The organism is Poseidonibacter antarcticus, from assembly GCF_003667345.1.
Taxonomy (GTDB): Bacteria; Campylobacterota; Campylobacteria; order Campylobacterales; family Arcobacteraceae; genus Poseidonibacter; species Poseidonibacter antarcticus.
Genome location: NZ_RCWF01000004.1, coordinates 180,374 through 205,341 on the forward strand (window position 1 = coordinate 180,374; position 24,968 = coordinate 205,341).

Sequence of the window (24,968 nt, forward strand, 5' to 3'; positions counted from 1 at the left end):
GTTAGTTTACACTAGCTCTTTTTTTTATGATAAAGGAAAAATTTGGCAACTTATTTAGAATTCGAAGATAAGATAAAAAAAATAGAAGATGATATCATAATAGCAAGAACAAAAGCTGATGAACCTGCAGTTGAAATCTTAGAAAAAAAACTTGAAAAAGAAGTTGAAAAAACTTTTAAAAATTTAAGTGACTATCAAAAACTTCAATTAGCACGTCACCCTGATCGACCTTATGCAATGGATTATATCAATGGTTTATTGACTAATGCTTATGAAATCCATGGAGATAGACATTATGTAGATGATACTGCAATTGTATGTTATCTTGGATATATCAATAATCAAAAAGTTATGGTTATTGGAGAGCAAAAAGGAAGAGGTACTAAAGATAAATTATATAGAAATTTTGGAATGCCAAATCCAGAAGGATACAGAAAAGCATTAAGAGCTGCAAAAATGGCAGAAAAATTTCAAATTCCTATTCTTATGTTAGTTGATACTCCGGGTGCATATCCAGGATTAGGAGCTGAAGAGAGAAATCAAAGTGAAGCAATCGCTAGAAACTTATGTGAATTTGCTGATTTAACAACACCTACAGTATCAATTGTAATTGGTGAAGGTGGTTCAGGTGGAGCATTAGCGATTTCTATTGCTGATAAACTTGCAATGATGAGATACTCAGTATATGCTGTAATTTCACCTGAAGGTTGTTCTGCAATTTTATGGAGTGATTCTACAAAAGTTGAAACAGCTGCAAATGCATTAAAGATTACATCTGATAATCTAAAAGAATTAAATTTAGTTGATGATATAATTAATGAACCATTAATTGGTGCTCATAGACAAAAAGAAGAAGCTATTAGAGCTTTAGGTGAATATTTTATTACTTCTGTTAATGAATTAAAATTATTAACAGCAGAAGAAAGACATGAAAAAAAATATGCAAAAATCATGGCTTTAGGATCTTTTCACGAAGATAAATAAATCTAAACTTGTAGTTAAACTACAAGTTTATTATCTAACTAGACGACCTACTTTTTCTCCACCTAATAAATGAAAATGTAAATGAGGAACTTCTTGTCCTCCATCCTCTCCAATATTTGTAATTAATCTATAACCACTTTTTCTAATTTCTAATTTAGAAGCTACTTTATGAATAAACTCTGTCATACTTGCCATAATTTTTGGAGGTATTACATCAAATGAATCATAATGCTCTTTTGGGATAATTAATACATGAATCTTTCTTGCTGGATTTATATCATTAAATGCTAAAAAATTTTCATCTTCTAATATCGTTTGATTTGGTATTTCACCTTTTACAATTTTACAAAATATACACATTGTTTTTCCTTGAATTTAAATCATAAATAATTATAACCAAACTCTAATAAATCTTTAAGTATAATCGCAAGCATATAGAAATAGAATAATTAAAATTATTCGATATTATTCATAAAAATAGGAGATATAGTGACAGAGTTGATTGAAAAAATAAGCAATGCAGCCTCACTTGAAGAGTTAGAAAACCTTAGAATAGAAACACTTGGTAAAAAAGGTATTTTAACTTTAGAGTTTGCAAAAATGAAAAGTATTCCAAATGAAGAAAAAAAAGCTTTTGCTCAAAACCTAAATGAACAAAAAGCAAAAATTACTAATGCGATTGAAGATAGAAAAGTAATTCTAGAAAAAGAAGCATTAAATAAAAAACTTCAAAATGAAAAGATTGATGTAACAAGATTTAATAATGAATTATCTTGTGGAGCAACACATCCTGTAGTTGAAACTATGGATAGAATTGTTACATATTTTCAAAACTTAAACTTTGCAGTGGAAGTTGGTCCTTTGGTTGAAGATGATTTTCATAACTTTGAAGCATTAAATTTACCGAAATATCATCCTGCACGTGATATGCAAGATACTTTTTATAACAAAGATTACACTCTATTAAGAACACATACATCACCTGTTCAAATTAGAACAATGTTAAAACAAAATACACCTATTAGAATGATAGCTCCAGGGACAGTATTTAGACGTGATTTTGATATTACTCATACACCAATGTTCCACCAAATTGAAGCATTAGTTGTTGATGAAGCTGATAAAATCTCATTTGCAAACTTAAAACACGTATTAGTAGAATTTTTACAACATATGTTTGGGGATGTAGAAGTTAGATTTAGACCATCATTTTTCCCATTTACTGAACCATCAGCTGAAGTTGATATTTCATGTGTATTCTGTAAAGGTGAAGGATGTAGAGTTTGTTCGCATACAGGATGGCTTGAAGTTTTAGGTTGTGGTGTTGTTGATCAAAATGTATTCAAAGCAGTTGGCTATGAAAATAAATCTGGTTATGCATTTGGATTAGGTGTTGAAAGATTTGCAATGCTTATACACAATATTGGAGATTTAAGATCATTATTTGAAAGTGATACAAGATTATTAGGACAGTTTAGATGATTATTACAAGAACTTGGATAGAAGAATTTATTGATATTAAAGATATCTCAACTGATGATATTTGCAAAACATTAAACTCAATTGGACTAGAAGTAGATAGTTTAGAACAAATTTCAATTGCACCAAAAGTAGTTGTTGGAAAAGTTTTAGAAAAAGTTAAACATCCAGATGCTGATAAATTAAATATTTGTCAAGTTGATATTGGTACTGAAATAGTACAAATTGTTTGTGGTGCAAAAAATGTAGATGCAGGACAATTTGTACCAGTTGCAACTGTTGGATGTAGATTATCTGCTGATTTTAAAATCAAAAAAGCAAAACTTAGAGGTGTTGATTCAATCGGAATGATTTGTTCGTCAACTGAACTAGGTTTAGCAAAACTTAATGATGGTATTTTAGAATTAGATGACTCAATTGGTGAATTAGTACTTGGTCGAGAGTTAAGTGAATATAAACTTTTAAATGATGATATTATTGAAATAGAATTAACAGCAAATAGAGGTGATTGTTTAAGTATAAATGGAGTTGCTAGAGAACTTAGTGCTTATTATAATATTCCAATGTATTCTTTTGAAAATAAAATTACTTATAATGAACTTGGAATTGGACAAATTTTAGAAATACAAGCTAAAAATATTGATTCATCTTTAACTTTTAAAGCAATAGATTTAAAAACTTATAAATTAGATTTAATATCAAAATTAAGAACTGCAATAATTGGGAAATATGAAGAGAATAATGATCTTCAAAACTCATTAACTTATGCAACACATTGTACTGGAGTTTTATTAAATGCTTACTCTAAAAATCAAGCTAAAGAAGATAATACTTTAAGTCTTTTTGAAATTAAAAAAGATGAAAATGGTTTTGATACTGTTTATGGAAAAGAACAATTAAGTACTATTTGTATTGATCATAAAAAAGTAGATTTAAATGATACAACATTTATTGTTGAAGCATCATATATAAATCCAGAAAAACTTTGTATGCAAGTATTTGAAACAAAAATATCAACAGGTGATGTTTATTATAAATCATCTCGTGGTTCAGAACCTGATATTCATTATGGAATTGATTATCTAACAACTTTCCTTTCAACACATGGAGCTTCAATATATAAAGGAAATGAATCATTTATTGAAGATAGTCAAAAAGCAACATTGGATATTACTATGAATAAAGTAAATTCAATAATTGGTCAAGAAATACCAGAATTAGAAGTTGAAAGAATATTAAGTTCACTAGGTTTTGAAGTAAAAAATGGTTTAAATGATATATTAAACGTTAAAATTCCATTTTTTAGACATGATATAAAAAATATTGCAGATGTAACTGAAGAGATTGTAAGAATTGTTGGTATTGATAATATTAAAGCAAAACCTTTAGCAATTGATGAAGTAAATAGAATTAACCATACAACAAATGATTTAGTTAAAAAGAATAAATTAAGACTTAAAGCTTGTGAAAATGGATTTAATGAAACATTAACTTATGTATTTGCATCTAGAGAAAATTTAGAAAAATATTCTTTTCCTGTTGTAAAAGAAGAACTAGATATATTAAATCCAATTGTAAAAGAATTAAATACGTATAGAACTACTATGCTTTTAAATTTACTTGAAGCTTGTGCTAGTAACTATAAAATTGGTGCAAAATCTACTTCATTCTTTGAAATTGGAACAATATTTGATGTTAATAGAAATGAATCTAAAGCAATTTCTTTTATTCAAACAGGTGCAGGTGAATTAGAAGATGTAAAAAATGCTGGTAAACCTCAAAATATTGACTTATTCAAATTTGCAAAGAAAATTTTAAATACAATTGGGAAATTTGATTTAGAGCCAATGACAAAAATTGAAAATGATTTTATTCATCCATATCAAAATGCAAATGTAATTGTTGATGGAGAAATTATTGGATTTATTTCTAAAGTACATCCAAGTGTATGTGAAGATTATGATTTATCAGATACATTTGTTGCACAAATTGATTTTGATTTAATTAAAAATGATTTAGTTAAAACATCAGGTTATTCAAAATTCCAAGCATCAAAAAAAGATTTAAGCATAATTGCACCAAAAACATTAGCTTATAAAGAAATCAAAGATGTAATCAATTCTTTAAATGATACAAATATTAAACAATATAATTTAATTGATATTTATAATGATGAAAATTTAGGTGAACATGAAAGTTTAACAATTAGATTTGTTTTACAAAATGATGAAAAAACAATGGAAGAAGAAGATATAACTAATTCTATGAATAATATTTTACAAGCTCTAGAAACAAAACTTTCAATTGGTTTAAGACAATAAAAATATAAGATAATTAAAAAAAGGCAAAAAGTGGAAAAATTTAGTATAAAAAAACTAGACAAGGCATTTGATATTGAGATTGACTCAATTGCAAGTGATAAATCAATATCTCATAGATGTGCAATGTTTTCACTTTTTTCTGATAAAACATCTTATATCAAGAATTATTTAACAGCTGAAGATACATTAAATACACTTAGTATTGTTGAGCAATTAGGTGCAAAAATTAAAAGAAATGGGTCTAGTGTTGAAATAACTCCAACTTCAAAATTAACTGAACCAAAAGATGTTTTAGATTGTGGAAATTCTGGAACTGCAATGAGATTATTTTGTGGTCTTCTAGCATCAGTAGATGGAGCTTTTACCTTAGTTGGTGATAAGTATTTAATGAATAGACCAATGAGTAGAGTTGCAAATCCTCTAAGAAGTATTGGTGCTTTAATTGATGGTAGAGAAAATGGCAATAAAGCCCCATTATTTATAAGAGGAGTGAAAGAATTAACTCCTTTTTCTTATCATTCACCAGTTGATTCAGCTCAAGTAAAATCAGCAATGATACTAGCAGCCTTAAGAGCAACAGGAATTTGTAAATATAAAGAAAATGAATTAACAAGAGACCATACTGAACGAATGTTAAAAGGTATGGGTGCAAAACTTGTCAATGATAAAAATGGTTTTATAAACATACATCCATTAACAGGTACATTAAAACCTTTAAATATTACAGTACCAACTGATCCCTCATCTGCTTTTTTCTTTGCTCTTGCAGCTGCTATTACAAAAGATTCACGCGTTTTAATCAAAAATGTAACTCTAAACCCAACAAGAATCGAAGCATATCATGTTTTAAAAAGAATGGGAGTAATAGTAAACTTTATTGAAAAAGAAAATGTTTATGAACCAATAGGTGATATAGAAGTTATTAACAATGAATTAAATGCTGTTAATGTAAGTGAAAACATTTCATGGTTAATTGATGAACTTCCTGCTCTTTCTATTGCTATGAGTTTAGCAAAAGGTAAATCAACAGTATCAAATGCAAAAGAATTAAGAGTAAAAGAATCAGATCGAATAACTGCAGTAGTAAGTAATTTAAAGCTTTGTGGTGTTGATTATAAAGAATATGAAGATGGTTATGAAATTAATGGTGGTAAAATCCAAAAAGCAGTTATTAATTCATCAGGTGATCATAGAATTGCAATGAGTTTTGCAATTGCAGGATTAAATAGTGATATGGAAATTGAAGATACACAATGCATTGATACATCATTTCCAAACTTTAAAGAGATTTTAGACTCTTTATATTAAGAACAACTCGTTGTTTCTTTAGGATTTACTTCTTTTGTTGGAATTTATTTTCATTGTAAAAAGAAGTTATTAAATACAAAGTCCCTTAGAAATTGGGACAATTTTTAAGGATAAAGAATGAAAGTTAAATTAGCTTCAAATTACGGATTCTGTTTTGGTGTTAAAAGGGCAATTAAAATTGCTGAATCATATGAAAACTCATCAACAATGGGTCCATTAATACATAATCAAGATGAAATAAATAGATTAAGAAATGATTTCAATGTTGGGCTTTATGAAAATTTAGAAGATATAAAAGACAACGATACTGTAATAATTAGAACACATGGTATTCCAAAAAATGATTTAAAAAACTTAAGAAAACAAAATGTGAAAGTAATAAATGCAACTTGTCCTTTTGTAACAACACCACAACAAATAGTTAAAAAAATGTCAAAAGAAGAGTATTCTATTCTTATATTTGGTGATGCAGATCATCCTGAAGTTAAAGGTGTTCAATCTTATGGAGAAGACCAAGAGGATGTTCATATTGTATTAGAACCATCTGATCTAGAAAACATAGAATTCAAATATTCAAAAATTGCAACAGTTGCACAAACAACTAAAAAGAAAGAAAAATATTTAGAAATTGTAAACTCATTAATATTAAAAAAGAAAGAAGTTAGAGTTTTTAATACCATTTGTGATGCAACTTTTGAGAACCAAGATGCAGCAAGAGAACTATCAAATCAAGTTGATGTAATGGTAGTAATTGGTGGAAAAAATTCTTCAAATACAAAACAATTACATTCTATCTGTAAAGAGAATTGTGAAGATTCATACTTAATTGAAAATGAAGAAGAGATCAATAAAGAATGGTTTACAAATAAAAAATTATGTGGTATAACTGCGGGTGCCTCGACTCCAGATTGGATTATTCAACAGGTAGTTAACACTATAGAAAAAGTATGATTAAATAATTTAAGTATTCTTTTTGTATAATCGTGAACTAAATAAAACGGATAATATGAAGGAATAAAATGGGTATCGATGATATTGATTTAGGCGAAGATTTTAATTTTGAGCAAATGCTTAACGAATCTTTTGAGAACGCTGAGAACAACTCTGTAGTAGATGGTGTAATTGTAGAAATTTCTGGTGACAGAGTTTTAGTTGACGTTGGTCAAAAAGTTGAAGGTCAGATTTATATATCTGAAATCACAACTAATGGTGAAGTAAAATTCAAAGAGGGTGATACAATCCCTGTAATGTTAATGGGAAGTAGAGGGGAAAGACCTAATATTTCACATAAAAAAGTTCTTCAAAAAGAAAAATTTGACGCATTTGTTAAATTACATGGTGAAGATATTGAAAATGTAACAATTGAAGGTAAAATCATTTCTGTTAAACCAAGAGGTGGATTTATAATTGAAGATGAAGATGGTTGTGAATATTTCATGCCTATGGCTCAATCTTACTTAAAAGCAATTGGTGCTGTTGGTAAAAAAGTTAAAGCTAAAGTTTTAAAAGTAAACGAAGCACAAAATTCAATTATAGTTTCTAGAAAGAAATTAATTGAAGAAGGTAAAGCTCTTAAAGATTCTAGAGTTGCTGCTATCTTAGAAAAAAATGAACCAGTTAATGGTATCATTAAAAAAATCACTTCTTATGGAATGTTTGTAGATTTAGATGGAATTGACGGTTTAGTTAATTACAATGAAATATCTTACAAAGGTCCTGTAAATCCTGCTAACTATTACAATGAAGGTGACGAAGTTACTGTAGTTGTATTATCATATGATAAAGCAAAACAACATTTATCATTATCAATTAAAGCTGCGCTTTCTAACCCTTGGGAAGAAATTAAAGATGAATTAGATGTAGGTGATACAATTACTGTTACTGTTTCTAACTTTGAATCTTACGGTGCGTTTGTTGATTTAGGAAATGATATAGAAGGTTTATTACATATTTCTGAAATTTCATGGAATAAAAATGTAAAAAATCCAAAAGAATTATTAACTTTAAATGAAGAAATTAATGTTGAAGTAATTGAATTAAATGTTGATGCAAAAAGATTAAGAGTATCTTTAAAAAATTTACAAGAAAAACCTTTCGCAAAATTCACAAAAGAACATAAAGTAGGTGAAATAATCACTGGTAAAATAGCTACATTAACTGACTTTGGTGCATTTGTTACTATTGGTGATGTTGATGGATTATTACATAATGAAGAAGCTTCATGGGAAACTAATGCAAAATGTAAAGCCTTATTCAAAAAAGGTGATGAAGTAGAAGTTAAAATTATCAAAATTGATAGAGAAAAAGAAAATATTTCATTATCAGTAAAAGAAATTGCTGATTCTCCTGCTAAAAAATTCCAAGAAACTCATAAAGTTGGTGATATAGTTAAAGGAATTGTTAAAGATGCAAAAGATTTCGGTGTATTTATTAAATTAGAAGATAATTTAGATGGATTAATCAGAAATGAAGATGTTGAACCATTAGTAATTGAAGAAATTAAAAGTGGCGATGAAATTGAAGCTGTAATTGTAAATATTGATACTAAAAGAAATAGAGTTAGATTATCAGTTAAAAGATTAGAGCAACAACAAGAAAGAGAAGTTCTTAAAGCAGTTAATGACACTTCATCTATGACTTTAGGCGATTTATTAAAAGATCAAATTAAATAATATATAGGATTAGTTTAAATGAATAAATACACAATCGTAGTTTGTGACCATATACATGAAGACGGATTAAATATTTTAAAAAATACTGAAGATGTTAATTATGTATATGCAGCAGATATTGATAAAAATGAACTTTTAAATGTAATTAAAGATGCAGATGTAGCAATTACTAGATCATCAACTACTGTTGATGAAAAGTTTTTAAATGCAGCTGTTAATCTAAAAGCGATTATTAGAGCTGGTGTTGGATATGATAATGTTGATATGGAAGGTTGTAGCAAAAGAGGAATCATTGCTATGAACGTTCCAACAGCGAATACAATCGCAGCAGTTGAATTAACAATGGCCCATATGTTATCTTGTATGAGAAAGTTTCCGTATGCACACAATCAACTTAAAAATGAAAGAATTTGGAAAAGAGAAGATTGGTATGGAAATGAACTTTTTGGTAAAAAATTAGGTGTTATTGGTTTTGGTAACATTGGACATAGAGTTGCATTAAGAGCTAAATCATTTGAAATGGATGTAGTAACATACGATCCATATATTCCTTCAACAAAAGCAACTGATTTAGATGTTAAATATACAACAAATTTTCAAGATATTTTAGATTGTGATATTATCACAATTCATACTCCAAAAAATCAAGAAACTATAAATATAATTGGTGAAGAAGAAATTGCTAAAATGAAAGATGGCGTAATTTTAATTAATTGTGCTAGAGGTGGATTATATAATGAAGAAGCATTAGTTAATAACCTTAAATCTGGAAAAATCGCAATGGCTGGAATTGATGTATTTATTAAAGAACCAGCAATAAATCACCCATTATTAGATTTACAAAATGTTACTGTAACTGCACACTTAGGTGCTAATACAAAAGAATCTCAAAAACAAATTGCTATTCAAGCTGCTCAAAATGCAATTGAATCTGCAAGAGGAAGTGCATATCCAAATGCATTAAATTTACCAATAGATGAAAGTAAAATTCCATCATTTGTAAAACCATATATTGAGTTAACTCAAAAAATGGCTTTTCTTTGTGCTCAAATTGATAAATCTGCAATTAGATCTATTACAGTATCAGCACAAGGTGAAATTTCTGAATATTTAGATTCTTTAAACACTTTTGCAACAGTTGGAGCACTTAAAATTTCATCAGGTGATGAAGTTAATTATGTTAATGCAAAATTCTGGGCAGAAGACAAAGGTATTAAAATTGATTCTGCTGAAATATCAAATAATACAAGTGGTTATAGTAATAAAGTAACAGTAAAACTTACAACTGAAAAAGGTACAATTGCAATTTCTGGAACAGTTTTTGATGAAAATGTTCAAAGAATTGTAGGTATTAATAACTTTGTATTTGATATTGAGCCTAAAGGGAAAATGGTTATTATGAGAAATAATGATATTCCTGGTGTTATTGGAGAAGTTGGAAAACTTCTTGGTGATAAAAATATAAATATTGCAGACTTTAGATTATCAAGAGGGAAAGACGGTGCTTTAGCTGTTATTCTTGTTGATGAAAAAGTTTGCACAGAAACATTAAAAGAACTTAACAGTTTAGAAGCAGCAATATCTGTTTCATACGCTGAAATTTAAGGAGAGCTTATGGCTTTAGGAATGAGTGATTTAAAAAAAGGTTTAAAAATTGAAGTGGATGGTATTCCATATAAGATTACAGACTATGCACATGTTAAACCTGGAAAAGGTGCTGCATTCGTAAGATGTAAGATTAAAAACTTTTTAAATGCAAAAACAATTGAAAAAACATTTCATGCAGGTGATAAATTTGAAACTCCAGATTTAGAACAAAAAACTATGCAGTTTTTATATGATGATGGTGAGATGTTACAATTTATGGACACAAATACATATGAACAAATTGGTTTAACTTACGAACAAGTTGGTGATGCTGAAAAATGGATTATTGATGGAATGAATGTTGATATGATGTTCTTCAAAGGTGAAGCAATTACTGTTGAGCCTCCTGCAACTGTAGAGATGACAATTGTAGAAACTCCACCTAATTTTAAAGGTGATTCACAAGGTGGTAAAAAACCAGCAACTTTAGAATGTGGTGCTATTGTTCAAATACCTTTTCACTTAGTAGAGGGTGACATTATTAAATGTGATACTAAAACTGGTGAATATATTGAGAAAGTAAAATAAAAAGAATAAGCTTTATCGTAGAAATACTGCGATATAGCTTTATTTTCTTCAGTCACTTACATTTGTAAGCTCCCTCATCAAATAAAACTCTATCTTGATTTCAACAATAAATCTTAACCTTTTAGCACTTTAAGTAACCCTAATCTTTTCTTTTTAAAAAAACTAATTTTTCTTCACCAATATAATTTTCATGAACTATCTTAAAATCAATATCTAACTCATTTAAAGCATTAATACCTTTTCTAATTTTTGGACTTATTATTAGCACAATATAATCTAATCTTTCTTTTAAAATATCTAATAAATTATATGTTCCTTCAACCATAATAAACTTGTAATCTAAAAGTTTAAATAAATCATCACTTATAATTACCTTACGATTAGGAACATGGAATAAAGGTATTTTGTTATCAAATATTTTATTCTTACTATATATCATAATGTCAGGAGCATTTCCTGCTATATATCTAGCATCAAGAGTTGGTTTGTCACTTCGTACAGTATTTCCACCTATAAGCATTAAATCAACTTTATCTCTTAAGCTATGAACATATGCTTTTGAATGATTAGATGAGATAGAACCATCAATACAACCATTTAATGTTTGAGCCATTTTGTAAAATATAAATGTTCCACTATTCCACTTTATAAATGGATATAAAAGCTCATAAGCTTCTTTTCTTAAACAACCTAACTCTAGCTCAATATTATTAGATAATATAGTCTCACAGCCTCCTGAAGCCACTTTATTTAAATCTTCATGAGCCACTATAACTTTTTTAGGTTTTAGTTCTTTTATTAAATTTGCACATGAAGGAGTTTTACCAATATGATTACATGGTTCTAAAGTTACATATATAGTACAATCATTAAAAAAACCATTGTGATTTTTTATTAAATACTCATGTATTTTAAAAGAATCAGAAATTGTTTTTAATAAATCATTAGGATAATATTTTAAAAATGCAGCTTTAAGTGCATTAACTTCCGCATGAGGCATTCCTGATTCTTTATGAGCTTCAATTGATAATATTTCACCCTCACCTTTTGTAACTACACATCCAACTGCAGGATTAGGATAAGTAAGAAATTGATATTTCCAAGCTTCATCTATAGCTAATTTCATAAAAAATTCATTATTAATTTTCATTTTTCTTCTTTATATCGTATTTTTTTGTAAAAAAAAAGGAAGTTGAATATCAACTTCCTTTTTTTAATTTATTATTATTTTATTACCATTTAAAATAAGTAGATGCAGATAAAATAGAACCATATTCTAATTCTTCTTTACCAAATTCTGTTTCAATAGTAATTTTATTATTGTCAGCACTTAAAAGTTTACCTTTAAAAACATCTGTTGCGATATCTTTAACTTTAACATTTTCACCAACTGAAGATATAAAATGATGCTTAGTTTTAAGTCGTCTTTCAATTCCAGGAGAACTAACTTCCAATTTATATTTACCACCAAGTGGTTCATCTAAATCTAAAATAGGAGATATCATTCTTGAAACTTCTGCACATTTATCTAAATTAACACCATCTTTTGAAGTAATACTTACTCTATAAATATTATCATCATGTTCTCTTGCAGTAGTAATATCATAAAGTTCAACACCTAAACTTTCAACTGCTAATTTTATCGATTCTTCTAAATTCATTCTTTATCACTTTTTGATTTATTAATTTGAGCGAATAATGCTTCAATATTTCTTGATTTTTCTAAAGAAGTATCATTAACAAACTTAAAATCTGGACATTTATACCAGCCTGTACTTGCTAGTATATGAGATTTCAATCTTCCATTTGCTTTATTTAATAAAGAAACAATTTGATTTATTTCTTTTTTCTCAAAATCTGAACCATCAAAATAAACTAATGCATCATATTTACCATTTTTACAGTTTACACCTGTAATTGCTAAAGAGTTAATTCGCCCATCAGATAAATCTGATAGAGCTTCTGGAATTAACTCCATTAATAAAGATTCTGTTCTTTGTAAATTAACACTTTTCATAATTAGTCGTCAATCGAAACTTTTTCTTCAATTTGAATAAATGTTTCAATGAAATCTCCAACTTGAATATCATTAAATTTATCAAACATAATACCACACTCATAACCATTAGCAACTTCTTTAGCATCATCTTTAAATCTTTTTAATGATGAAATTTTACCTGTATAAGTAACAATACCATCTCTAATGATTCTAGCATGACCACCTCTGATTACTTTACCATCTGTTACTAAACATCCAGCAACTGTTCCAACTTTTGGAACAACGAATGTATCTCTAACTTCAGCTTGACCTGTATTTTCTTCACGAATCACTGCACTCATCATACCAGATAATGCATCTTTAACATCATCAATTAAATCGTAGATAATTGTATATGTATTAATAGTAACACCATCAGCTTTAGCTTTTTGTTTAACACTTCCTGTAGGTCTTACATTAAATCCTAAGATAATACAACCCTCAGATGCATTTGCTAATACTAAATCAGATTCAGTAATTCCACCAACTGCTGCGTGAAGAACTTTAACTTTTACTTCTTCATTTGCAATTTTTTCTAATGAACCTTTAATAGCTTCTAATGAACCACCAACATCTGTTTTAATAATTACAGGAAGTTGTTTGATTTTACCTTCTGCTATTAATCCACTCATCTCTTCTAATGAAACTTTAGTAGATTTTGAAAGCTCTTTTGCACGTGCATGTTCTGCTCTAGTGTTTGCAATTTCTTTAGCTTCTTTATCAGAATCTTGTGCAACCATAACAGAACCAGAAACTGGAACTTCATGTAATCCTAAAACATTACCTGTTTCAGAAAGTCCTAATTCTTTTACTGGTTTACCCATATCATTAGTAATTGCTTTTACTCTACCGTAAGTAGTATCACAAACAATATTATCACCAACTCTTAATGTACCATTTTGAACAATAATAGTAGCAACTGGACCTCTACCTTTTTCTAATAATGATTCAACAACTGCACCTTTAGCTTTTGCATCTGGGTCAGCTTTAAGTTCAAGTATTTCAGATTGAATTAAAATGTTTTCTAATAAATCATCAACCCCCATACCTGTTTTTGCAGAAATACCAATAAATTCAACATCTCCACCCCAATCAACTGGAGTCATTTCTCTCTCAGCCATTTGAGCTTTTACCATATCCATATTTGCACTTTCTTTATCCATTTTGTTAACTGCAACAATAATTGGACAACCAGATGCTTTAGCATGAGCTATAACTTCTTCAGTTTGTGGTTTAACACCATCATCAGCAGCAACAACTATGATAATAATATCAGTAATATCAGCACCTCTTGATCTCATTTCAGAGAAAGCAGCATGCCCTGGAGTATCAACAAAAGTAATTTTTTGACCATTTTGGTCAATTGTATATGCAGAAATATGTTGAGTAATTCCACCAGCTTCACCAGAAGCTACTTTTGCAGATCTAATTTTGTCTAATAATGAAGTTTTACCATGATCAACGTGTCCCATAATAGTAACAACAGGAGGTCTTGTTACAAAATGAGATTCATCGATATCTTCTTCAAGATAATCTTCAACATAATTAACATCTTCTAATGCATCTTTAACAGTAACTTCAATACCAAACTCTTCACCTAAGATTTCTAATTCATCTTGTTTTAAGAAGTCATTTTTAGTTACAAGCATTCCTAAACCAAATAATACAGAAATTACATCAGATGCTGTTTTTCCACAAGCTTCTGCAAATTCATATACTCTAACATCTTCAGGAATTGTAACTTCATTAATTTCAATTTCTTCTTCTGTTCTTTTAAATCTTTTCTTTCTTTTACCTCTTTTTAAACCTTGAGGTCTATTTCCAAAAGCAGCAGGTCTTGAAGATCTAGATTGTTTATTTTGATTATGAGGTTTTGTTTCTTCTAATAATTTTGATTTATCTGCTAAACCTAAATCAAGTAAGAATACTTCTTCACCTAATAAAGAATCAGTTGAACTTGAAGAGAAACCATCTGAAGCTCCGTTTCTATTAACATCTAATTTTCTACCATGATCTTGAGCTCTTACTGTAGTTTTCTTTTTATCTTTTTTAGATTTAGTTTTAAAATCTGTATTATCTTTTTTATCATCATTGTTATTACCTAAAATTTCACTTAATGATTTCATTTGTTTTTTAGGTGCACCAGCAAGAGGAGAATTAAATTCTACTTTTTTCTCTTCAATTCTTGGTTTTTTCTTTTTAACAATTTTAAGTCCTCTTCTTTTAGGAATTATTTTCTTAATTACTGGGGCATCACTCTTATCTTCTGTTTTTTTAGCATCTTCTTTTTTTTCTTCAGATACTTTTTTAACTTCTTCGACTTTTTCTATTGGAGATGATGTAGTATCAACAGCATTAGGTTTAGATATTGCATCAGCTTTTTTAGCAGTTACATTCTTTTCTTCTACTTTCTCTTCTACTTTTAGAGTTGGTTCTTCTTCTTTTTTCTCTTCTATTACTTTTTTTACTACTGTTTTTTTCACTTTAACTGGAAGTTTAGCACTTTTACCAGTCATAATATAATTAGTAATTTCCTCAGCATCTTCAATTGATACCGCGCTTTGTGGTGATTTAAGTTCTATTTTTAAATCTTTAGCTTTTGCAATTACATCTGAGCTACTAGCTCCTGCCTCTTCTGCAATTTCATAAACTCTTACTTTATCTGACATCTGTTAGCATCTCCTTAAGTTGTTCAACATACTTATCTTTATTTTTGCACTCTTTAAAAAGTGATTTTTCTATTTTTTTATAGGCTTTCTGATTAATATCCGATTGTAATAAACTAATACAATCCTTACAGATATAAAAACTTCTACCATAATTATTGTATAGTACAAGTTTTTTATCTTCACATTTTAATCTTAAAAGCTCTTTTTGCTCAATTTTTTTCCTACAAACAATACATGTTCGTAATGTTAATTTTAATTCAGCCAACGATTATACCTAAAAAATTCTTAATATCAAAAAAAATCAAATATCAATCCGTACACCACTGTTATCAAAGTCACATGTAAAAACTTTAAAATGTGGGAATTTACTTTTAAGTCCTTTTTCTATTTTCTTTGCATCTTCTGCAAAACACATTGAAAAGAACGTAGAACCTGAACCTGAAAGTGTACTCATTAATGAACCTAATCTTAGTGAAGTTTTTTGAACATCAAACAACTCTGGCATTTGTTTCATTCTATATTTTTGATGTACTTTATCTAAAGAAGCTGTTCTTAACATTTTCCAATCTTCACTCATAAATGCAGCTGTTAATAATGATGCATGTGAAATATTAAAAATAACATCTTCTTTTGAATATTTAAAAGGTAATGCTTTTCTAGATAATTGCGTTGATATTGGTCTATTTGGAATAACTACAACAGCTTTTAAAGATCTAGGAATAGATTTATTTATAAATGTTACTTCATTATCTTGTACTTTAGATACATTAAAACCACCCATTACTGCTGATGTAATATTGTCAGGATGATTTTCATATGCAAGAGCAAGATTCAGTAATTTACTTTTTTCTAATCTTATTCCTTCAATTGCATAAGCAGAAGCAATTGCGGAAACAATTACAGCAGACGAACTTCCAAGACCACGTGAAAGTGGTATTTCATTATAAAATTCAAATCTATAATGTCTCTTTTTAACTGCTAAATTATGATAAAAATCATTAAATATTGAAATAAACATATTGTTATCTTTTAAAACAGGATTATTAGCACCCTCACCTTTTAATGACACACTATGAAATTTTGATGGTCTTATTATTACTTGGTTTTTCATGGCAATTGCTAAGCCTAATGTATCAAAACCCGGTCCCAAATTAGCACTAGTTGCTGGAACGCTTACTTTCATCTATTTCCTTCTTTAAACAGCTGGTAAATTATATATTGGCAGTGTTTGTTTATTAAAATTTATCTTATCTATATTCTTGGGTAATTTAAAGTCGCGAATTATATCGTCTTTTTCTAAAAAGTCAACTTTAATTTCGTTTTTAATTTGTTTAAAGTATTTTTTACCTAATGCTTTAATTGGAGAATTTTGATTAAATTCAAAACCATTACAAGCTAGAAGTTCTATATTCTTGGTAATACTAATCGTTTTTAAAAAAATATATGCAACCTTTATTGCCATATATGACCCAGGAGAATTTACATAATTTATTCTTTTAATATCAAATTCTTTTAATATCTTTTTAAACAAAGAAGGAAGTAAATCCGATGTTTTACCTTCTAACTTATACTCTTTTATTAATTGTTTATTTTCATAAATGCCAATTAATAAAGGATTTGAAATACTTATAACTATAACTTCAGTCAAATAATCACCTTATACTTCTACTTTTGAATAAGCTAATTCAAATACTTCTGCTTCTTCACTAGCTTCTTCTAAATCAATTATTTCATAATTAGAAGCATCTTTATAAAGCTCTTTTGTTAATAAGTGATTTAAATGATGACTTCCTGCAACAGCATCATACTCTCCAACCATTGTATACCCTAACAATGCCATATCACCAATTGCATCAAGTATTTTATGTCTTACAAACTCATCATCAAATCTTAAACCTTCAGGATTTAAAACTTTTGTTTGATCAAGAACAATAGCGTTTTCCATTGAACCACCTTGAGCAAGACCAATACTTCTTAAATATTGAACTTCATGTAAAAAACCAAAAGTTCTTGCCCGAGAGATATTCTCTTTATATTCACTTATTGAATAATCAAAATGAAAGTTTTGCTCACCAATTGAAGGATGATCAAAAGCTATTTGAAAATCATAAATAATTCTATCTGATGGTTTTAAAGTAACTCTTTTTCCATCTTCTGTTGTAACTTCAACAGCTTTTTTAACTTTTATTGCTTTTTTTGATTTACTTAACTCTTTTATTCCTGCTTCTTCAATAAGCATACAATAACCAGATGAACTACCGTCTAAAACTGGTACTTCATCATTATCTATTACAACTCTAAGATTATCAATCCCATAAGCATAAACAGCTGATAATAAATGCTCAATTGTAGATATAATAATTCCATCTTTTCCAATTACAGTTGCCATTTTTGTATCAACAACATTTTCAATACATAAAGGTATTGTAATTCCTTCATCAACTCTATAAAAGATTATTCCAGCATCTTCTTCTAGAGGTTCAAGTTTCATTTTTACAGGAACACCTTTATGTAAACCAATTCCAACTATTTCAACTTCTTTAGCTATTGTTCTTTGTTTCATTTTTTATCAATCACTTTCTTAGCATCATTAATAGTTTTAGTAATATTATCATTGATCCACTGTTTGCTAAGCCATTCGATAGGATTCACTTCTATACCTTGAATCAATACTCCAAAGTGTAGATGGTCTCCAAATACAGCACCAGTTGATCCTGTATTTGCAATATAATCACCTGCATTAACTATATCACCTACTTCAACAATTGATTTACTTGTATGAGCATAAAGAGTCCCTAATCCAAGACCATGATCAATAATAAGTGCATTTCCATAAATTCCTAAATAGTCTTTAAAAATAACTTTTCCATCATTTGAAGTATATATTTTTGCATTTTTTACACTTGCCCAATCTACACCTAAATGCCAAGCTTCATCAATTTGTTTACCCTCATAAGTATAATTTCTTCTTTCACCATATCCTGCAAATTTCATTGATGATGGTAATCGTTTAAAAGTTTTAAGATTAAACTTAGTAACTTTATCCCTATTCATATTATTTAATGATTCTCTTTTGATAGTCTCAACATTTCTTTGTCTTAAATGTTTATTCTCTTTAATAAAAATTGATGCTTGATCATCAGGAATATCATAACCACTTTTTGTAAGAACATTTTTACTTACTTGGTTAATAAATTTATCAGATATTTTCATATTATCAATTTTTATATTTAAGCTTCTAATATATAAAGGTACTTTTGTTACTGTTTTATTTCTAGCTTTATCAATTGCTACTAAATTTACACGTTTAAACTCTTTTATATCAATAGGCCAAGCAATTAATGCTATATAAAAATTATCTTTATAAAATGGAAATAATTCAAATCTCTCTTCATTATTAAATGAAATATAAAAATCTTCTAAGTTTTCATCTTTTACTTCAACAACAACAGCTGCACTTCCACCTTGTTTTATCAAATAAGAGTTAGATATAACATTAGCAACTGGTCTTTTTTTATCTATTTTGATTTTAATATCTTTAATAGTTTTATTACCCATAAAGAAATTCCACTTACTTGTATCTGTAACTTCAATTTTTAACATTGCATTTTTTGTTTTTGTTCTTAAATCTATTTTTGGTGCAATAATATTTAAATCAATTGAACCCTTTGATTCATCTAATTTCTTTGTATCTAATTTAATTTCATTATTGTCATCGTAATATGTAATATTATATGATGATATTTCAGTATCATCACTAAAATTAACCTTTAAAGGAGATTTTAAATTCCAAAATATCTCTTTATCTAATGATATCTTAGGACTATTCTTTTCAAATATTGGAGATAAGAATACAAATGCACCTAAGCCAATTATTATTGCAATAATAATATATACTAATGCTATCTTTGCTTTATTATTTTTTTTTCTATTTATATAACTCAAAAATTTCCTTTAAAACTAATTTCTTTGCTTTATTTACATCATTTGTATCTATTGTACATCCTGCAGCATTAAAATGTCCACCACCATTAAAATGTCCAGCAATTTTAGATACATCTACACTGCCCTTTGATCGTAAAGATATTCTAGCTTTTGAAGATACTATTCTTACGAAAAAAGCAATTTTTACTATTGCTATACTCATTACCATATCTAAAGCATCTTCACAATCTCTATTATGTGCACCTGTTTGTTTAAACCATTCTTCTTCAGCAATTATAGAAGCAACTTCTCCTTCTTTAAATAATTCTAAGCTATCTAAAACTTTAGGAATTATTCTATATTTTGCTAATGAATCTCTTCTTAGAAGTTTATTTGCAATTTTTGAAGGACTAGCTCCGCATTGAACTAAAAAATTAACTTTATCAAATGTTAATTCATCACATCTAGCTAATGAAAAAGCTAAAGAATCATCATAAATACCAACATATAATGCAGTAGCAGAATCTTTAGTAATATATAATCCATTATGCTTAAAAAAATCATATATAATTTCAGCGGTTGAACTTTTCATAGGATCAACTATATTTATTGTTCCAAAATTATTATTTGATTTATGATGATCAAAATTAATTAAAGGAATATCTTTATCTAATTCAAATCCAAGTCTAGGATAAGTCCCACAATCCACAGAAATTGCTAGATCGAAGAATTTTGGTAATTGATCAGTAATTTTTTCAAATCCACTTAAAAAATTTAAGTTATCTGGTAAATCTGAACTTATATTAAATACTTTATGCTTTATTTTATTTTCATAAAATAAATTCGATAATGCAAGTGCTGAAGATATTGAGTCAGGATCTGGATTTACATGAGTAATTATTAGAATATATTTACTTTCCTCAATTAGCTTTAAAGCTTGAGTATATGTTGCCATATCAATTTTGTTACTAACTATAAAATCTTTTTTCAATCCCTATCCTTATATTTTGAACTATTTATTGTATAAAAATTACACTAACAAAAAGTTAATGATTAGTCAAACTTCATTGAAAAATCTAACCAAGTTGCTTGATGAATAATACTTCCACTACTAATTGCATCTACACCTGTGAGAGCATAAGTTTTAATAGTTGTTAAATCAATATTACCACTAGCTTCTAATAAAATATGTGGATATGTTTCATCTCTAAATTTAACAACATCTTTTATTTGTTCAGGTGTCATATTATCACACATAATAATATCAGCTCCAGCATCCATAGCTTCTTTTACTTGATTAAATGTTTCACATTCAATTTCAATTTTTGTAACCCATGAAATTCTCTTTCTAGCTTTTTTCACAAACTCTTTTAAATTATCAATAGTTCTTAAGTGAGTATCTTTTAACATTAAACAATCATCAAGACCAAGTCTATGATTTATTGCTCCACCAACTCTACTCGCATACTTTTCAAAATCTCTAAGTTGTGGTCTTGTTTTTCTTGTATCTAATAAAACAACACCTGTACCTTCCATAAGTTTTGCATATTGATTTGCCATTGTTGCAATTCCTGATGCATGTTGAAGAATATTTAAAAATGTTCTCTCACTTGATAGAAGAATAGAAGCTTTTCCTTCAAGTTCAGCTATAACCTCACCTGCTTTGATTTCATCACCATCTCTTTTTAAAAATTTACAATCAAACTTTTCAGTTCGTGCTAAAACTTTTACATATTGAATTCCCGCAATTATTCCATCTGATTTAGCAATTGCACGTGCAGTAAATCTACCTTTTGGAGCTACATCGAAGAATAAATCTCCTCTACCATTATCTTCTATAATGGCATTTTTTACAAATTTTTTTATATTAATCATACTTCAAACATCCTCTGTAAAGCTAATCTTGCATATTTTGTGTTTTCAGGAGACACAACAATTTCTGTTTCTTTCATAATATTATCATCTTTTATAGATTTTAAAGTGTTGTAAACATCTTGAAGCGTTGTTTCATTCATTGTTGGACACTCTGGTTTTGTAGAAGATAAAATATATGTATTTTTTGTTCTTAATCTATTTACCATATTAAACTCAGTACCAACAGCAATTTTTTGTTCAACTGGTAATTCTTTTATATATGTAATTAACTGTGAAGTTGAACCTACAAAATCTGAGGCATCACAAACTTTTGGATCACATTCAGGATGAACTGCAATTAAGATATCTGGATATTTTTCTCTATAAAATTCTATATCATCAACAGTAAATTGTTGATGAACTGAACAAAAACCGTTATAACATATAATATCAGCTTCTTTTAAATCACTTCCATCTCCAACAATTGCAGACTTCAAATTTAATGATTTTGCAAAATTTTGACCTAAACATCTATCTGGAACAAAAAATATTTTCTTTCCAGATTTTAGACCTTTTTCAATAATCTTATAAGCATTTGATGAAGTACAAACCATTCCACCCATTTTCCCAACTCTAGCTTTTACAGCTGCACTTGAATTAATATATGTAATTGGTAAAATCTCATCATTAGATATTCCAGCTGCATTTATTTTTTCAAGATTCTGCTCGTAATAACCTTCATCAATCATTCTAGCCATTGCACAACATGCAATTTTTGGCATTAAAACTCTTTTCTCCGGACTCATGACTTTTACACTTTCACCCATAAATCCAACACCACAAAAAACTATAAATTTTGAGTCAGTAGCTTTTGCTTTTTTAGCTAATTCTAATGAATCACCAGTAATATCAGCTAAATCAAAAACTTCATCTCTTTGATAGAAGTGAGCTACTAATGTTACATCTAATTCATTTTTTAATTTTATTATTTCTTCTTTTAAATTCAAAATAAACCTTATTACAAATGTTTTTATAAATGATAATATAACAAAATGTTTGTTATAATCCATTTAATTTAAAGTAAAACATAAAGACTATACATTATATATAAAGGTAATAAATGGATTTTTTCACAAACTCAAATATTTTATTCTACTTAAGTGCTTATTTAATAGGCTCTATCCCTTTTGGTTTACTTCTTGCAAAGTTTTTTGCAGGTGTTGATGTTAAAAGTGCAGGAAGTGGTTCAATTGGTGCAACAAATGTTTTAAGAGTTGTAAAACAAACAAATCCAGCACTTGCTAAAAAACTTGGACTAGCCACTGTAATTCTTGATGCACTTAAAGGAACTGTTGTTTTATTAATTGCTATGAGTATGAATCAAAGTGATTCTACACTTTGGGGGATTGCTGTTTTAGCAGTTCTTGGTCATTGTTATTCAATATATCTAGGACTTGAAGGTGGGAAAGGTGTTGCTACTGGACTTGGTGTTTTTTTAGTTTTAATTCCAATTCCTACAATAATAGGTGCATTAGTTTGGATAATTTGTGCAAAGTTTTTAAAAATATCTTCATTATCGTCATTACTTGGACTAACAGCTGTTATCATAACAGCTAGTTTTTTAAATAATGGATTAAATGTTGGTTCAAATATGCCAATGTATATTATTGCATTCGTTATATATTATAAACATATACCTAATATTATAAGAGTAATAAAAGGAGAAGAAAAGAAAGTTGTATAAAAATACAACTCTCTTTTCTCAATCAAGAAAGTAATAATTATGAAAATAGAAATAAAAGACTTAAGCTTCAAATGTATAATAGGAATATTAGATTTTGAACGTAAAAAAAAACAAAAAGTTATTATAAATATATCATTTGAATATAAATTCAAAGAAAATGAATTCATAGATTATAGTGAAATTTCATCATTTGTTGAAAAACAAATGAAAAAGAGAAAATTTTTACTAATTGAAGATGCAATAATCTTTTTCAAAACTAACTTATACAAATTGTATAAAATAAATAATCTAAATATACATATTTCTAAACCAAACATACTAAAGAACTGTACTGTCTCAGTTTCAAACTAAAATAGGACAGGAATTGTCCTAAAATAGGGCAATTAGATTATAAATTAAAATATAACTTAAATTAACAGATAATTAACACTAAAACATTCAATTTTAAGAAAACTTTAAAATTTTGTAATGTAGAATGGCAGTAACGGGATGTCGGAAATGATTCAGATATATCATTTTGAATGAGTTCGCGCGCTCCGACAAACTGAATAAAGATTTCGAAATTTTAGGAGAACAACCATATGAAAAAAATCGCAAAATTAAGTTTAGTAGCAGCGGCAGCTGTTGTTGGATTATCAACTACTGCAAATGCACAAGCATTAGAAAATGCAATCAAAGATGTAGATGTATCAGGATCTGTAGTTTACAGATATAATGACTATAATAATGATGAAGCAGGTACTTCTGATGCAAATAGCAATAACTATAAAATAGGATTAAACTTATCTTCAAAAGTAAATGAAGATTTAAAATTCAATTCTAGATTTATTGTAGGTGGAGCTGATAGTGGATTCGCATCATTAGATGCAGGTAGTGCTTCTGATGGAAACGTTGATGTTACTTTATCAAATGTTTACTTTGGATATACAGGTATTTCAAATACTACAGTTAATGTTGGTAAACAAGGTTTAACAACTCCATGGACTGTAGCTATTGATTCTGATGGAAATGAACAAACTGGTACAGGTGTACTTGCACTTTCGACAGTAGGACCTGTTACACTAGCAGCTGCTTACTTTAACCAAAGTAACTTAGATACATCAAGTGATGCAAAACTTGGAACAACAAAAGTTTCAACTGTAATAGATGGTTCAGATGATATCGTAACAGTTGGTGCAATTGTTGCTGCTGGTCCTGTTACAATGGATGCATGGTATATTGATGTTCAAGATATTGCTGATTCATATACAATTGGAGCAAAAGCTAATTTTGATTTAAGTGGTGCATCTGTAGGTATTGATGCTAGATATGCTTCATTAGATTTAGATGATAGTAATATTGATAATGATATTTTTAAAGTTAAATTAACTGGTAAAATGGGAATATTCAATGCAAAAGTTCTTTATGCTATGACTAATGATGAAGGTGGTTTAACTGCATTAGATAATGATGCTGTTACTACTGTAAATGGTTGGAGTACAACTGTAAATGGTAAAGCTGATGCTGATTACTGGCAAACAACTTTAGGTGTAAATGCATTATCTAACTTAAACATTTCAGCTAACTACAATAATGTAGATTATGTACAAGGTTCTGATGATATGGAAGAAGAAGAATTATATGCACAATTTACATATAAAATGAGTAAAAACTTTACTACATATGTTAGATATGGTACATATACTAAAGAAAACAATACAACTAACACTGATATCAATGATGATGTTAGAGGAAGATTACAAGTTCAATATACATTCTAATATTTTAGAATATAAAACTTTTAAACTTCAAGGGTTTAGA

The 24,968-nt window shown here is 28.1% G+C and carries 24 protein-coding genes; 11 read left to right on the forward strand and 13 right to left on the reverse strand.

The window, feature by feature from the left end; genetic code table 11:
• Positions 1–42 precede the first annotated feature (42 nt).
• On the forward strand, positions 43–984 hold the full coding sequence (gene accA / locus D9T19_RS07140; protein WP_121627542.1) for an acetyl-CoA carboxylase carboxyl transferase subunit alpha: 942 nt from the start codon (positions 43–45) through the stop codon (positions 982–984).
• A 30-nt stretch (positions 985–1,014) separates the two neighbouring features.
• Here the strand turns inward: accA and D9T19_RS07145 are convergent, their stop codons facing one another.
• On the reverse strand, positions 1,015–1,344 hold the full coding sequence (locus tag D9T19_RS07145; protein WP_121627543.1) for a histidine triad nucleotide-binding protein: 330 nt from the start codon (positions 1,342–1,344) through the stop codon (positions 1,015–1,017).
• A gap of 129 nt (positions 1,345–1,473) precedes the next feature.
• Here D9T19_RS07145 and pheS point away from each other — a divergent pair, with 129 nt between their 5' ends.
• The 7 genes from pheS to efp all read left to right on the forward strand — a co-directional run bounded on the left by pheS (position 1,474) and on the right by efp (position 10,939).
• Positions 1,474–2,466 (forward strand): phenylalanine--tRNA ligase subunit alpha, encoded by a 993-nt coding sequence (gene pheS, locus D9T19_RS07150; RefSeq protein ID WP_121627544.1) that lies wholly within the window; start codon positions 1,474–1,476, stop codon positions 2,464–2,466.
• Positions 2,463–4,784: a phenylalanine--tRNA ligase subunit beta gene (gene pheT, locus D9T19_RS07155; RefSeq protein ID WP_121627545.1), complete on the forward strand. Its 2,322-nt coding sequence runs from the start codon at positions 2,463–2,465 to the stop codon at positions 4,782–4,784. Before pheS ends, pheT begins: the two co-directional genes overlap by 4 nt.
• A 30-nt stretch (positions 4,785–4,814) precedes the next feature.
• Entirely contained in the window at positions 4,815–6,092 is a 1,278-nt protein-coding gene (gene aroA / locus D9T19_RS07160) for a 3-phosphoshikimate 1-carboxyvinyltransferase (RefSeq protein WP_121627546.1), read from the forward strand.
• A gap of 117 nt (positions 6,093–6,209) precedes the next feature.
• Positions 6,210–7,043, forward strand: a complete 834-nt coding sequence (locus tag D9T19_RS07165; protein WP_121627547.1) for a 4-hydroxy-3-methylbut-2-enyl diphosphate reductase — start codon at positions 6,210–6,212, stop codon at positions 7,041–7,043.
• A 68-nt stretch (positions 7,044–7,111) separates the two neighbouring features.
• Positions 7,112–8,764 (forward strand): 30S ribosomal protein S1, encoded by a 1,653-nt coding sequence (locus tag D9T19_RS07170; protein WP_121627548.1) that lies wholly within the window; start codon positions 7,112–7,114, stop codon positions 8,762–8,764.
• Between the two features lie 18 nt (positions 8,765–8,782).
• Positions 8,783–10,369 (forward strand): phosphoglycerate dehydrogenase, encoded by a 1,587-nt coding sequence (gene serA / locus D9T19_RS07175; protein WP_121627549.1) that lies wholly within the window; start codon positions 8,783–8,785, stop codon positions 10,367–10,369.
• A gap of 9 nt (positions 10,370–10,378) precedes the next feature.
• Positions 10,379–10,939 carry an elongation factor P gene (efp, locus tag D9T19_RS07180; RefSeq protein WP_121627550.1) on the forward strand — a complete coding sequence of 187 codons (561 nt, stop codon included), beginning with the start codon at positions 10,379–10,381 and terminating at the stop codon, positions 10,937–10,939.
• Positions 10,940–11,078: 139 nt separating this feature from the next.
• On the opposite strand, the gene ribD is transcribed toward efp, so the two are convergent.
• The 12 genes from ribD to nadA form a co-directional block, all read right to left on the reverse strand.
• The gene (gene ribD, locus D9T19_RS07185) at positions 11,079–12,089 is read right to left on the reverse strand and encodes a bifunctional diaminohydroxyphosphoribosylaminopyrimidine deaminase/5-amino-6-(5-phosphoribosylamino)uracil reductase RibD (protein WP_121627551.1); all 1,011 of its coding nucleotides are present in this window, start codon (positions 12,087–12,089) and stop codon (positions 11,079–11,081) included.
• A gap of 82 nt (positions 12,090–12,171) precedes the next feature.
• A complete protein-coding gene (gene rimP, locus D9T19_RS07190; protein ID WP_121627552.1) occupies positions 12,172–12,600 on the reverse strand; it encodes a ribosome maturation factor RimP in 429 nt (142 codons plus the stop codon).
• Entirely contained in the window at positions 12,597–12,956 is a 360-nt protein-coding gene (gene rbfA / locus D9T19_RS07195) for a 30S ribosome-binding factor RbfA (protein WP_121627553.1), read from the reverse strand. Before rbfA ends, rimP begins: the two co-directional genes overlap by 4 nt.
• 2 nt (positions 12,957–12,958) lie before the next feature.
• Positions 12,959–15,646 (reverse strand): translation initiation factor IF-2, encoded by a 2,688-nt coding sequence (infB, locus tag D9T19_RS07200; protein ID WP_121627554.1) that lies wholly within the window; start codon positions 15,644–15,646, stop codon positions 12,959–12,961.
• Positions 15,636–15,911: a DUF448 domain-containing protein gene (locus tag D9T19_RS07205; protein WP_121627555.1), complete on the reverse strand. Its 276-nt coding sequence runs from the start codon at positions 15,909–15,911 to the stop codon at positions 15,636–15,638. The genes infB and D9T19_RS07205 overlap by 11 nt, the downstream gene beginning before the upstream one ends.
• A 36-nt stretch (positions 15,912–15,947) precedes the next feature.
• Complete coding sequence (gene thrB / locus D9T19_RS07210; protein ID WP_121627556.1) at positions 15,948–16,829, reverse strand: homoserine kinase; 882 nt, start codon at positions 16,827–16,829, stop codon at positions 15,948–15,950.
• A 12-nt stretch (positions 16,830–16,841) separates the two neighbouring features.
• Positions 16,842–17,294 carry a hypothetical protein gene (locus D9T19_RS07215; protein ID WP_121627557.1) on the reverse strand — a complete coding sequence of 151 codons (453 nt, stop codon included), beginning with the start codon at positions 17,292–17,294 and terminating at the stop codon, positions 16,842–16,844.
• Positions 17,295–17,303: 9 nt separating this feature from the next.
• Positions 17,304–18,209, reverse strand: coding sequence for a UDP-3-O-acyl-N-acetylglucosamine deacetylase (gene lpxC / locus D9T19_RS07220; protein WP_121627558.1), 906 nt, complete (start codon positions 18,207–18,209; stop codon positions 17,304–17,306).
• The gene (locus tag D9T19_RS07225) at positions 18,206–19,591 is read right to left on the reverse strand and encodes a M23 family metallopeptidase (protein WP_121627559.1); all 1,386 of its coding nucleotides are present in this window, start codon (positions 19,589–19,591) and stop codon (positions 18,206–18,208) included. Before D9T19_RS07225 ends, lpxC begins: the two co-directional genes overlap by 4 nt.
• On the reverse strand, positions 19,575–20,561 hold the full coding sequence (locus D9T19_RS07230) for a DHH family phosphoesterase (protein WP_121627560.1): 987 nt from the start codon (positions 20,559–20,561) through the stop codon (positions 19,575–19,577). The genes D9T19_RS07225 and D9T19_RS07230 overlap by 17 nt, the downstream gene beginning before the upstream one ends.
• A gap of 62 nt (positions 20,562–20,623) precedes the next feature.
• A complete protein-coding gene (gene nadC, locus D9T19_RS07235; protein ID WP_121627561.1) occupies positions 20,624–21,445 on the reverse strand; it encodes a carboxylating nicotinate-nucleotide diphosphorylase in 822 nt (273 codons plus the stop codon).
• On the reverse strand, positions 21,442–22,431 hold the full coding sequence (gene nadA, locus D9T19_RS07240; protein WP_121627562.1) for a quinolinate synthase NadA: 990 nt from the start codon (positions 22,429–22,431) through the stop codon (positions 21,442–21,444). The genes nadC and nadA overlap by 4 nt, the downstream gene beginning before the upstream one ends.
• Positions 22,432–22,544: 113 nt before the next feature.
• On the opposite strand from nadA, the gene plsY reads away from it, so the two are divergent.
• The 3 genes from plsY to D9T19_RS07255 all read left to right on the forward strand — a co-directional run bounded on the left by plsY (position 22,545) and on the right by D9T19_RS07255 (position 24,928).
• Positions 22,545–23,168, forward strand: coding sequence for a glycerol-3-phosphate 1-O-acyltransferase PlsY (gene plsY, locus D9T19_RS07245; protein WP_121627563.1), 624 nt, complete (start codon positions 22,545–22,547; stop codon positions 23,166–23,168).
• Positions 23,169–23,207: 39 nt separating this feature from the next.
• Positions 23,208–23,519 (forward strand): dihydroneopterin aldolase, encoded by a 312-nt coding sequence (locus D9T19_RS07250; RefSeq protein WP_121627564.1) that lies wholly within the window; start codon positions 23,208–23,210, stop codon positions 23,517–23,519.
• Between the two features lie 230 nt (positions 23,520–23,749).
• The gene (locus D9T19_RS07255; protein ID WP_121627565.1) at positions 23,750–24,928 is read left to right on the forward strand and encodes a major outer membrane protein; all 1,179 of its coding nucleotides are present in this window, start codon (positions 23,750–23,752) and stop codon (positions 24,926–24,928) included.
• Positions 24,929–24,968 lie beyond the last annotated feature (40 nt).